This window comes from Neobacillus sp. NPDC097160 (assembly GCF_044762155.1).
GTDB lineage: Bacteria > Bacillota > Bacilli > Bacillales > Cytobacillaceae > Neobacillus.
Genome location: NZ_JBIWDU010000005.1, coordinates 93,508 through 106,023 on the forward strand (window position 1 = coordinate 93,508; position 12,516 = coordinate 106,023).

Consider the following 12,516-nt stretch of genomic DNA (forward strand, 5'->3'; position numbering starts at 1 on the left):
CAAATAATCAACGCAACTCCACATGATGTTTCTGATACTGTGAAGAACATTATTGATTATGAGTCCAACATTTTTATTCATACTTTTTTCGGATTTCATTTAGATTATTATCAATAAAACTGTTACATTGAAAATATAGTTTAATTGGGGGGATGATATTAATGAAAAATCTAGCACAGACTAATGAGATTTTGGATGGCAAAGTATACATGGTTGAAATGGAGGATGGAGAAATTACTTCCTTCCGAGTTGTAAGCGAAACACCGACACATTATATTTTTTCTTATTCAACAACTGAATCGGTAGAAGTATTTGAAAAATCAAAGAATGAAGTAAATGGTATTTTTGATGTAAGAGAATGGTGGGACTCCCAAAAGGAGAGTTGAATCACCAATTAGTTTTTGGTAAAAAGACTTCCTTTTCTGTAAAAGAAGCAGGGGACCTCTATATTATGAAGTCCCCTGGGATAAAACGGGTCAATTTTATATAATACTGTTCTTCGCTGTCCAGCTGTCACCTATGTCTGAGTCGTAAATATAGGAGATTGGGATAATCATCGGGACAAAATCACCATTTTGTTCACCATATCCTTGGTTACGTTTATAGGAAACAAACTGGTCAATAAACTGGTTTGGACCCATAGCAATCACGGAGCCGTGGTCAAATACATTAATTTTTAGATTGCCAAAATTGACCACCATCGGTGCGAAAATCAATTAGATCACCCCTAACAAAAATTAAATAATACTGTTTTTCGCGGAATTGCTATCCGTTACATCAGGGTCAACAACCCATGAAATGGGGATATTGACAGGGGATAAATCACCGTTTTGCTCGCCAACACCTTGGTTCCTTTTATATGAAACGAACTGATCAACAAATTGATTCGTTCCTAAATTGACGAAGGAGGAATTATCAATTGCATTTACTTTAAAACCTAAAAAATTGATGGCCATTGGTGCGATATTCAAAAAAATCACCCCCTACGCATGATTTATTTTTAAGTATATTCTTTGGAGGGATTTATAAGCCATTGGATTAATTCGCCGCTCCGCCCCTTACCATAAAAAAAGAAAGTGGTGGATGCCACTTTCGAAAGAAGGAAAACTTTTATGGGTTAGTACAGCATATGTAAAACCTAGGACGTGCATGTAGTGAACATGTCCATTTTGAAAAGATTTTTTTAAAAAAGGGCGCTAACAAATTTTTTGAATAAGCTCAATTGAGTTATTTTTAGGTGAGTTGACCAAGGATGAGACCTCATATGTCTCCATTGCCTTATCATCGAAGGGCACAAGCAATGGTTGTAGCAGTGTGGTATCTGAAATCGCTGGATCCAGCCACGTTTTTTCATCTTCACGGTTCAAAATAACCGGCATGCGGTCATGAATATCTTTCATTAATTTATTGGGACCGGTTGTGATGACAGAACAGGTATAAAGCATTTTTCCATCCGGTGACTTCCAGCCCTCCCAAATGCCTGCCATGGCAAACAATTCATCAGACTTGAGCTTTATTCGTATCGGGGTTTTGGTTTGATCCTCGTGCCGTTTCCATTCATAAAAGCTATCCGCAATAACAATACAGCGTTTCTTTTTGAAGGCATGTCGAAAGCTTGGTTTTTCTGTAATTGTTTCAGCCCGTGCATTGATCATTTTATTTCCAATCGACAAATCTTTCGCCCATGGAGGGATAAAACCCCACTTCAAGAATCCCATCCGATTCGATCTTCCATCATTAATCACCGCTAAAACCGACTGTGAAGGGGCAATATTATAGCTGGGAGAGTAAAGTTCTTCCTCCATGAAGGACTGAATATCGAAACGGTCAATGATTTCTTCAAATGTTGCCGTAAGTGTGAATCTGCCGCACATACTTTTTCACCTCGTCCATTAGTTACGATTATTGTAGCAAATTTTTCATTGATAAGCATTTGAAAAAAAGAGGAGACCACTATGGGTGGCTCCTCTTTGGCTGTAAGTTTAATGTGTTCTCCTTGCGAAGTCGACAAATCGAAATTTATCTGGCCGGTGCCGTGATTCTGTGTATTGGAAAAGGGTGGCATCATCTAAGTAAACATAGTTTTTGATGACGACAACATTGTGAAAGCCTTCGAGATCCAATAAGGAGCGGTCTTCGGGCGATGGTTCGGCCACGATAATTTCTTTTTTTGCAAAGCTTATGGTTAAGTCTAATTCATGTTCAAGATATTGATAAATCGAGTCGGAACAGATCTCTTCCGTTAAAGAAGGGACGTACTTGTTCGATAAAAAATCCTTATCTAAAATAATTTTTTCGCCGCCCATTTCTCTTGTTCGGACGACCTTCCAGACAAGGTCTTTCCCTCCAAGCTGGAGTTGCTGGCGGATATAGCCATCGGGTTTTAGTAATGATAGCTCGTTTACGATTGTTCTTGGTTTTTTGCCCATTTTACTAGCCAGTTCTTTAAAGCTTACTAACCCGGAAACGGGAAAATCAAATTTGCTGATGTCGATGACAATGGAACCTTTTCCTCTAACTTTTTGAATATAGCCATTTTGTGAGAGCAAATTTAACGCTTTTCGTATCGTTTCCCTCGAGGTGTCGAATTGATCCTTTAACTCGTTTTCAGAGGGGAGCAGCGTCTGAGGCGGAATTTCCCCGCTTTTAATTTGCTCGACAATGCAGTTATAAATGGTTAGGTACTTATTTGTCATACGGACATCTCCGATCATTTTTTCAAGTGGTACACAATGGACTCATATGGCCGCAACAGAATTTCCCGGCCAAAAGGAGCAGAATCCTTATAGTTAGAGAGTAACATCTCGCTTGTAAAGTCATCAATGTTTATATGAGCAGGGAGGACAATAGCCTTCTCTTTTTCATAAAAATTGTTCAAAACGACTAATTTTTCCGATTCAAGGTTTCTGACAAAAGCAAAAATTTCTTCATCACAATCCAGAATAAGCTCGTAGTCACCATCTGTGATTATATCATAGCTTTTTCTTAATTGAATTAATTTTTGATAGTGATAGAAAATAGAATCTTGATCTTGGACGGCTTTTTCCGCATTGATCTCTGTATAGTTTGCAGCCGTTTGAATCCAAGGGGTTCCACTCGTAAAGCCTGCATTTTCGCTGTCGTTCCATTGTACTGGTGTTCTTGAATTATCCCGTGATTTTTGCTTTAGGATTTCAATAATCTCTTGTTCTCCAAGACCTTCTTGTTTTTTGATTTTAAATATATTTAAGGACTCGACATCACGGTATTCATCGATGGAGTCAAAATTCGGGTTGGTCATACCGAATTCTTCCCCTTGATAGATATAAGGAGTACCTTGCATCATATGAAGGGCCGTAGCGAGCATTTTCGCCGATTCCTTGTGATATTTTCCATCATCGCCAAAACGGGAGACAACTCGTGGCTGGTCATGATTACACCAAAAGAGGGCATTCCAGCCGCCACCATGATTCATTTCAACCTGCCAGTTTGACAAAATATCTTTTAAAGCTTGAAAATCAAAAACGGCTTTTGTCCATTTATCGCCATTTGGATAATCGACCTTCAAGTGATGAAAACTGAACGTCATATTTAATTCTTCTTGCTTCGGATTGGTATAGCGAATGCAATTATCAATGGAAGTAGAAGACATTTCGCCAACCGTCATGATGTCATATTGTGAAAATACCTTTTCGTTCATTTCGTGTAAAAATTCATGAATTCTTGGTCCGTCTGTATAAAATTTGCGCCCATCGCTGTCATCCTGAGGGAACTGTTGGTCTTTTGAAATTAAGTTAATGACATCCAAACGGAATCCATCGACACCTTTTTTCAGCCAAAAATGCATCATTTCATATAATGCCTCGCGGACCTGTTCATTTTCCCAGTTTAAATCAGCTTGTGTCACATCAAATAAATGCAAATAATACTGTTCTGTATTTTCATCGTACTCCCAAGCAGGCCCGCCAAATTTAGATTCCCAGTTTGTCGGCGGTTCTCCGTCTTTGCCATCCTTCCAAATATAGAAATCGCGGTAAGGATTTATTTTAGAGGACTTTGCTTGTTTAAACCATTCATGCTCAGTAGACGTATGGTTTATCACGATGTCCATGATAATTTTTAGACCGCGTTTATGGGCTTCTTTTAAAAGACGATCGAAATCTTCCATCGTGCCATAGTCATCATAAATCGTGTAATAATCGCTAATATCATACCCATTATCACGTTGTGGAGATTGATAGATAGGAGTGAGCCATAGGACATCCACTCCAAGTTCTTTTAAATAATCTAGTTTTTTATTAATGCCTTGAAGATCTCCGGTTCCGCTACCAGTAGTATCATTAAAACTTTTTGGATAGATTTGATAAACAACTGCTTTTTTCCACCATGCTGTTGTCATTTCATACACCTGCCTATATATAATGAGTTAATTAATGTGGAAAAGGAGGGAGTTGGTCTCCCTCCTTAATGGAGTGTACATTTATTTTTTAAAAGTTAACTTTTTAACACCTGTTTTTGCAAAGATATTCGTTAAAATGAATGGAACTACAATCGCAATCAGCATACAGACTGCAAACACTGCCATATATTTAGGCTGAATGGAGAGAATCCCCGGAAGACCACCGACGCCAATTGAGTTAGCCATTACACCGCTAGCAACGGATACGACACCTGCAATCATGGAACCAATCATCGCAGCTAAGAATGGGAAGCCATATTTTAAGTTAATACCGAACATCGCCGGCTCAGTTACGCCTAAGTAACAAGAGATGGCTGCAGGGATTGAAACTTGCTTTTCTTCTTCGTTTTTACGGTTGATAAAGATCATCGCAAGAACAGCTGAACCTTGCGCAATATTGGATAGCGCAATCATTGGCCATAGGTTTGTGCCTTTAAGTTCACTCATCAATTGAAGGTCAATTGCATTTGTCATATGGTGTAACCCAGTAATAACAAGTGGAGCATAGGCAAATCCAAAGATGGCAGCGAATAACCAGCCAAATGCAGAAGTTAGGCTAGAATAAACAACATGAGAAATTCCGGACCCAATAGACCAGCCGATAGGACCTAAAATCGTGTGTGCAATTAATACAGTTGGAACTAATGCTAAAAACGGTACAACAATCATGGAAATCGAATTTGGTACGATTTTACGCAATCTAGTTTCCAGGAAGCCTAATACTATTCCTGCTAAAATTGCCGGGATTACTTGTGCTTGATACCCAATCATTTTAATATGAGCAAAACCAAAATCCCAAGTTGGTATTTCTTTTGCACCTGCAACAGCATAAGCGTTTAATAATTGCGGTGATACTAAGGTAATACCAAGAACGATACCAAGAATTTGCGACGCGCCCATTTTCTTTGCGACAGACCAGGTGATGCCGACAGGAAGGAAGTGGAATATCGCTTCACCAATCAACCATAGGAATGAGTGAACACCAGCCCAGAACTGAGATACTTCAATGATGGTCTTTGTGCCGTCATCTAATAGTTTTATGTCACCGATTACATTTCGGAAACCAAGGATTAAACCGCCGACTACTAGTGCAGGAATTAGTGGGGTGAAGATTTCAGCTAGGTGCCCCATCATTCGCTGTAACCAGTTCTGATTTTGCTTGGCTGCCACTTTTGCTTCTTCTTTTGATGTGCCGTCTACACCGGCGATTTTGACAAAATCATTGTAAAAGCTGGAAACTTCATTTCCTATGATGACTTGAAATTGGCCTGCTTGTGTAAAGGTACCTTTTACAAGTTTAATTGCTTCTATCTTTTGAACATCCGCTTTACTTGGATCATTTAAGACAAATCTCATTCTTGTTACACAATGGGTAACGGCTGCAATATTTTCTTTACCGCCAATTTGCTCCAATAACTCTTTTGAAGGATCTGTGTATTTGGTCATCTTTCTTTCCCCCTGTAAAATGGGATCACTCCCAGTTTTTTATCTAATTTTTATATACAGGCAATTTGGACGTTTTCATTTAAATCGGTTGCTTGTATATACAAGTTTTGATTACGTTTTCATTTTAACTTGTATATACATGCTTGTCAACAAAATAAATTCTTTTCTTGTATAGGTTGATACATATGGGTTTTTGCATTCTTTCATTATTTATTGGTGATAAAAAAATAGTGTTACCAAAAAGTATTTAGTTTCTGATCATAGAATTTAATTTTCTATGTCTTTTGAACGACTTTTTCCCTTTACAGCATTAAACTGTTGAATGAATATTTTGAAAATGGTAAAATAAACATGTTTAAATTCTTCTGAGTTTAGACCTCCTAATTGAGAGACTTAGCCTAGACCACTAAGTTCTCGTTTGAACCTTTGAATTTTATTCAAAGGTTCTTTTTTTAAAACAATATTCTATTAATGGATCAATTTGGTAATATAAGAAATATAGTATTCTTTTTTTGGAAGGACAAATACGGAAAGGAGGCCGGATTATTATGCCGAGCCTCCTTTTTAAATTCTACATATATAGTCCTGCTAAGAATATTCCCAGGGTTTTTTTATAGATTTCATCAAATTGTGTTATGGGAAGTGGATTTACTCCTCTGCCAATCTCAACGGTGAAGCCCGGACGGCGCCAGTCCTGGATAAACCAGTCTTTGTAACCTGCATAGCTTTCGATGGTTTTAACAGGTTCGTAGCCGCTGACCCTGCTGAATTCTTTCACGATCACCTCTGATTCTGGGGGTTCCGCATTCTCAAATCCCCAATAAATTACTTCACCCTGTGTATGGAAAGCAAGTACTCTCGAAAAATCCCGCTTTTTTGTCAGTTCTGCCATAGCGATTGCCTCGGGCTCTGATAAAGGTTTTTCACCTCCATAATCTCGAGGACCGGGGTGATCAGGATTCCTTGCTTTTTCTAACTCCCAACGGGCCGGAAATTGGTCATTTAAGTCAATGCCTCTAATATTTGCTTTCCATCCCGAAAAGTCTGTACTTCCTTTATTGTATTCAACCACTTTCTGTTTCCAGGGTTCTTTGGCTGGGGGGCCATGGAAAACAAGATCGACGCCGTCTGGATTAACCATGGGTACAACGGATAAGTTGGTTTGTTGGTAATAGCGGCTAGTGGAAAGACCGCGAATGGTATTTTGATTCGTCAATGACAGTAAATAATCATTTATAAAGGTCATGATGACTGATGTGGTAATCCATTCATTCGCATGAAATGAACCGTTATAATGAACCTTATTACCGCCTTTTCCAATGAGGATTTCTGGGATGGTTTTTCCAAGAACCGTATTCCCTATTGAAGGGACTTGCAAAAAAGGATAAACGTTTTGCAACCGCTTGATATCATTCATCAATAACTTGTAATCGTAGTTTTGCCTGCCATTGACTAATCTCCAGGTAATCCGAAGTGGAATTTTGATTGTTTGACCAACATTTATATTATTTGGGTTTATGTTAGGGTTAACCAAAAGAATCGCTTCAAGCGAGAGATGGCGGCTTTGAGCAATTCTCCATAAAGTGTCACCATGAAGAACTTGGTATTCTTGGGCAACAAAGCCGGGAATACACACTCGCTGACCAATGGAAAGACTGTTTGCTTGAAGATCCGGATTCGAATCATTGATGAGCTGTAAATTGATCTTAAACAACTGGCTGTAATGCCACAATGAATCCCCTTTCCTCACAAAAATATCCATTTAGCGCCTCCTGATGAATAAAATAGTGTTACTAAAATGTATGCTAAAAGGAATAAAATATTTGCTCGATTTGGGGGTATCATTTTGCGGTGACAGGCACCATTTGGTATATGTCGGTAGTAGTAATGGTGACAGGCACCATTAAGTAAATGTCCGTAGGAATAAAGGTGTCAGGCACCATTAGGTTTGTTCTTTATTCTAAAAATCTGTTTTTCCATTTTGGTGATGGGAGCATGCAGCTTTCGTTTTTTCCAAACCATTTATAGCGGTTATTTGCAAGGATATCGTATAAACGGTCGCGAAGGAAGCAAGGAATGATGAAGAAAACCGTTGCCATTTTCCATGGACCCTTTAATTGTTTACAGACACGTAAAGCTGCACTTGATTTCCTATATATTTTTCCATTTTCAATCAATATAAAGCTGTTTAGGTCAAGACCTATGCCATGCTCTTTTAATAATCTTTGGCCCGTTTCGCCTTGGAGGGAGGCAAATTTAAACTTTCCAGCCGGATCTCTTTTTAATATAAATTGCACGCTGCTATTGCAAAGATTGCAGATCCCGTCATATAAAATAATTCGTTCCACTGTTTCACCAACCTATTAGAAAACAATTTATAAGATATGTTTTTAGCATAGCACAGGGTCTGGTTAAGAGCCCATTAAAATCTTAAAATAGGGAAGTAATGTATAATAAGAATAGATTTGAGTATACCATTTTATGGGCGGTGAAAAGCATGTGGAAAAATGAATTTACAACGTTATTAAACATAAAATACGCCATCATACAGGCTCCAATGGCAGGGGGGCCAACCACCTCTGAATTAGTGGCAGCCGTTTCAAATGCGGGTGGTCTTGGCATGGTTGGGGCTGGATATATGAGTCCTAATCAATTACGTAACCAAATTTGTGAAATACGTGAGCTGACGGAAAAACCATTCGGGATCAATTTATTTGTTCCTTCAAAATACACAGCTGATCCAGAGAAGCTCCGAACAGCTACTGCTTTATTACAACCAATAATGGATGAATTACATGTCGAGGAAGGGCCAGTACTTCCAACATTTGAACAGGATTTAATCACTTTTCAGGAACAGGTAAATATTATTATAGAAGAAAAGGTTCCAATCTGTTCATTCACCTTTGGTATCCCGTCTCCTCAGGTGGTAACGAAACTAAAGGAAAAGTCGATTGTTTTGATTGGAACCTCGACCACGGTAAAGGAAGCTGTTATGATCGAAAATGCCGGATTGGATGCTGTTGTTGTTCAGGGGTCAGAAGCTGGCGGCCATCGGGGGACATTCCACGGTCAGGAAGATGATAGTTTAATTGGGTTGATGTCTCTGCTTCCCCAGACTGCCGATGCGGTTACCATTCCACTAATTGCTGCAGGAGGTATTATGGACGGTAGGGGAATAATGGCTGCAAAATGCCTTGGAGCTATTGGGGTTCAAATGGGAACCGCATTCCTTGTTTGTGAGGAAAGCGGGGCAAATAGCCTCCACAAAAATGCAATCATGGAGGCATCGGAAGACAATGTTGTATTGACGAAGGCATTTTCAGGAAAAATGGCCAGGGGACTAAATAATCGCTTTATAGAAGTGATCAAAAAATATGAAGGAGCCCTCCCAGACTATCCACTGCAAAACGAACTAACGAAAGCAATTAGAAAGTCCTCTGCAGCAATGGGAGCAACTGCACATATGTCATTATGGTCAGGGCAAAGCCCAAGATTAGCAAAAAAATTAACCGTTTCCGAATTAATGAATAAGATTATTAATGAGGCAAAAAGCCTAAATCAAAAACTCTAAGCAAGACTAAAAAAAAGGCTTATTTGTCCACCCAGGGCGGACAAATAAGGCGAACTGTCCACGAAGGGTGCCTGACACCAAATTATGTATTTTCATAGTATTTATGGTATTATAATGGGGATTCGATAGGTTTTTTGGCTCATATTTTGGTAATTTAGTTAAATTTATTCAATGGGGAAGGGTGTATGTGAAAGGTTTAAAAAGAAAAACTCCCTATTTATTATTGTTGTTGGTGATTCCGCTTTTAGCTGTGGTTTATCAATTTTTAAATAATCGATCACATAAAGCAGTTGATATTTCAACCTCGATCGACCAAGCCATTCCATTTTTGTCGATTTTTATTATTCCTTATATCCTTTGGTACGCGTATATGTTCTGTTATTTAATCTACTTTTGCTTTAAGGATACAAAGGTGTACCTTAAAACGCTGCTCTTGATCGTGATTGCTGAGCTTATTTGCTTTGTGATTTACTTCTTCTTTCAAACAACAGTACCAAGGCAAACACTTGTCGGCGATCATTTCTTGAACGATCTTGTTCAATGGATTTACACTAAGGATCGCCCATTTAATTGTTTCCCAAGTATACACGTACTAACGACATTTGCCGTCATGCTGGCATCACTTCATATTAAAAATAAACATCTAGTTAACACGCTTTGTATCCATATTTCAGGATCGGTAATTATCATTTCGACGCTGTTTGTTAAACAGCATGTAATCTTTGATATGATTGGATCCATGTTTCTTGTTACCTTTCTATATGGAATCTCGTTTGAACTTCTGACATTGCGGATAAGGGAAAAGTCAGAGACTGTTTATGTGAAAAACAAATAGGTAAAGAGTTTTCAAGAATCATATATATATAAATACTAAAAAGAGTGTCAGCGAGTGACACTCTTTTGATAAAAGCTTGCTTCATAAGCAGCCGTAAAAACCGGAAATAAATTAGGTCATGTGGATGGTTTTAATATGTTGAAGATTGATATAAACTGGTTCTTCTTTTGCACCAATTAATTCAACAAAGTTATTCTTTTTTCCTTGGATTTTACCGATCACATTCTCATTTTCGCCAATATTAAAAACAATTAATTCGCCCACTAACTTTTCAATTTGTACTTCAAATGTACGGGCAAATGTAATATTGCTCGGGTTCACAGGCAAACTGGAGTTACTTAGACCGTAAGGACGCTGATTGTTCGTATACGGGATTAACCATTTTAAATGGTTTAAGGAGATAAACATGGTTTTGTATATAGGGGAGTAAAAGACAAAGTAATTATTCATGATGCTTATAATATATCCGTGAAGTGTTTGTTTATTTGTAACATAGATTTCTGTAAAAATTCCCTTTGCCAAGGTAAGTGTTTTCCTTAATGATGTTTCTTCATTATGATTATAAATTGGCGTTTGTTCATCAGAGAAACTAATTTCGGCAATTTCATCTTTCTTTAAAAATTGCCAATTTTGGATATGAACGGCCGGAGTATAAAGGTAGTCAGTGCCGTTAAAGACCACCCAAATATCACTGCCGATATCACATAGTAAGCCACTTATAAAGTTCTTACCGGATATCTCCAATTTTACATATTTGCCAACGTTTTCTTTTAATTTCATTTACTCACATCCTTTCCTTGATCTTTTCCGTTTACAAATAGAGAAGGGCTTAAGAGAATAATTTCATTTGAAATTTCAAAATGATAAGGCCTGCCCAGCTCATATTTGTAAGAGGACTTTGAGATGCACCAATAGACGCTAGATTAAAAGGCTCCGAAAATATTTTCTGCATTACATTATGGTGTTCTGAGATTAAAATCTAAAGGTTCTTTTGCTTTTTTTTGGCCATCCTGCAAACGGGAAAGATCGCTCTATATCACGGGAAACTGGTTCACCCGCAAATCGGAAAGCCTTTTTTTCCTGATCTTTTTGTTTCCATACATTTTTAGTATCGTTTACAGACTTTTCACTTGTTGTATTTTCTGTACTCTTAGTAGAATTGTTATGTGAAACGACAGGTTTGGATGCGGTTGTTGTCTGTTGAGATTTGGCGGCAGTTCTTACCTCTTTCTTAGGTGCCGTTAAAAGGGGAACAGGCTTAGTTTCCACTTTAATCACTGCTTCTTTAACAGGTTTGATTTCCTTCACAGGTTCGATTGGTTTCGCTTTGCTCATACATGGTTCTTCATTTTTTTTCTCTTTTTGATTCATATCATTGTTTGGCTTTTTCATATCATTTTTGGCTTTATGCGCTGTTTCGGTTGTTACTGGCTGTTTTATACTTGTGGAAGTATGATGTTCCTCCATTTGTGTTACTGGTTCTTCTATTTTTATCGGATGTGACCAAACCATTGTATTGTTTGGTTCAACTATTTCAGCAGCTAACACTACCTCTTGTTGCATTTCAGTCTTTTCACTGCGGATTGAAGCTTTAACTTTCTTTTCGGAAGTGGTGCTTACCGCTTTAGAAGTTTGCATTGTTTTGGTTTCTGTTTTTATTTCTGCTGTTTGAGAGGTTGCAGTTACTTCTCCTTTTTCATCATTTTTATTATTCTTTGCCTCTTTATCGTTTTGCGCTTTTTCTTTTGCTGCTTTGGGTTTTACTTCTTCTTTAATAAATCCTTTCAAGATATTGGATACATGTGTCAATTTAATTAAAATTCGTTCTTCACCACTAATTAACGTAGCGAAATCTGTACCGATCTCACTTAGAACACCGCTAAACCTTTGTTTGTTAATACTCAAGATTGTCACCCAAGAATGTTGAAATGTTTGTAAAAGTTCCGTTAAGCTTTGTGTCTGTTGAAAGTTTGCTGTAGTGTTCTCAGGCTGAAACAGTTTTGTATTTTTTGTGATGGCTTGAATTTTATCAATGTTATAATAAAAAATGTATTTATTTTCAGTTTCCAAAACCACATGGTCTGCCTCGACACCAATCAGTTTTCCTTTAAATATGTCTTCACCTACATAGAGATTTACGTCAAACCCTTTTAATAAATCCAAGGCAGATGAAAATTTATCTAACCCCATGTTTAATCCTCCTTAAGAGATAATGTGTCTCTCCTC

13 protein-coding genes are annotated in these 12,516 nt (G+C 37.9%); 3 read left to right on the forward strand and 10 right to left on the reverse strand.

The window, feature by feature from the left end; genetic code table 11:
• Positions 1-161 precede the first annotated feature (161 nt).
• Positions 162-386, forward strand: coding sequence for a hypothetical protein (locus tag ACIQXV_RS08775; protein WP_402957916.1), 225 nt, complete (start codon positions 162-164; stop codon positions 384-386).
• 96 nt (positions 387-482) lie between these two features.
• Here ACIQXV_RS08775 and ACIQXV_RS08780 read toward each other — a convergent pair whose 3' ends face one another.
• From ACIQXV_RS08780 to ACIQXV_RS08815, 8 genes are all read right to left on the reverse strand, one after another.
• Positions 483-716, reverse strand: coding sequence for a hypothetical protein (locus tag ACIQXV_RS08780; RefSeq protein ID WP_402957918.1), 234 nt, complete (start codon positions 714-716; stop codon positions 483-485).
• Positions 717-737: 21 nt separating this feature from the next.
• Positions 738-956 carry a hypothetical protein gene (locus ACIQXV_RS08785; RefSeq protein WP_402958264.1) on the reverse strand — a complete coding sequence of 73 codons (219 nt, stop codon included), beginning with the start codon at positions 954-956 and terminating at the stop codon, positions 738-740.
• 240 nt (positions 957-1,196) lie between these two features.
• Entirely contained in the window at positions 1,197-1,874 is a 678-nt protein-coding gene (locus tag ACIQXV_RS08790) for an SOS response-associated peptidase (RefSeq protein WP_402957919.1), read from the reverse strand.
• A 108-nt stretch (positions 1,875-1,982) separates the two neighbouring features.
• A complete protein-coding gene (gene treR / locus ACIQXV_RS08795; RefSeq protein WP_402957921.1) occupies positions 1,983-2,696 on the reverse strand; it encodes a trehalose operon repressor in 714 nt (237 codons plus the stop codon).
• Positions 2,697-2,710: 14 nt separating this feature from the next.
• The gene (treC, locus tag ACIQXV_RS08800) at positions 2,711-4,378 is read right to left on the reverse strand and encodes an alpha,alpha-phosphotrehalase (protein WP_402957922.1); all 1,668 of its coding nucleotides are present in this window, start codon (positions 4,376-4,378) and stop codon (positions 2,711-2,713) included.
• A gap of 81 nt (positions 4,379-4,459) precedes the next feature.
• Positions 4,460-5,884 carry a PTS system trehalose-specific EIIBC component gene (gene treP / locus ACIQXV_RS08805; RefSeq protein WP_402957924.1) on the reverse strand — a complete coding sequence of 475 codons (1,425 nt, stop codon included), beginning with the start codon at positions 5,882-5,884 and terminating at the stop codon, positions 4,460-4,462.
• Between the two features lie 571 nt (positions 5,885-6,455).
• Positions 6,456-7,646 (reverse strand): M14 family metallopeptidase, encoded by a 1,191-nt coding sequence (locus tag ACIQXV_RS08810; protein WP_402957926.1) that lies wholly within the window; start codon positions 7,644-7,646, stop codon positions 6,456-6,458.
• A 193-nt stretch (positions 7,647-7,839) separates the two neighbouring features.
• Positions 7,840-8,232, reverse strand: a complete 393-nt coding sequence (locus tag ACIQXV_RS08815) for a thiol-disulfide oxidoreductase DCC family protein (RefSeq protein ID WP_402957928.1) — start codon at positions 8,230-8,232, stop codon at positions 7,840-7,842.
• Between the two features lie 149 nt (positions 8,233-8,381).
• Between ACIQXV_RS08815 and ACIQXV_RS08820 the strand changes: the two genes are divergently transcribed.
• Together ACIQXV_RS08820 and ACIQXV_RS08825 are read left to right on the forward strand one after the other, a co-directional pair.
• Positions 8,382-9,455 (forward strand): NAD(P)H-dependent flavin oxidoreductase, encoded by a 1,074-nt coding sequence (locus ACIQXV_RS08820; protein ID WP_402957930.1) that lies wholly within the window; start codon positions 8,382-8,384, stop codon positions 9,453-9,455.
• A 187-nt stretch (positions 9,456-9,642) separates the two neighbouring features.
• A complete protein-coding gene (locus ACIQXV_RS08825) occupies positions 9,643-10,290 on the forward strand; it encodes a phosphatase PAP2 family protein (RefSeq protein ID WP_402957932.1) in 648 nt (215 codons plus the stop codon).
• Between the two features lie 111 nt (positions 10,291-10,401).
• Here the strand turns inward: ACIQXV_RS08825 and ACIQXV_RS08830 are convergent, their stop codons facing one another.
• Entirely contained in the window at positions 10,402-11,070 is a 669-nt protein-coding gene (locus tag ACIQXV_RS08830) for a DUF2642 domain-containing protein (protein WP_402957934.1), read from the reverse strand.
• Positions 11,071-11,262: 192 nt separating this feature from the next.
• Entirely contained in the window at positions 11,263-12,480 is a 1,218-nt protein-coding gene (locus tag ACIQXV_RS08835) for a hypothetical protein (protein WP_402957936.1), read from the reverse strand.
• Positions 12,481-12,516: the final 36 nt, after the last annotated feature.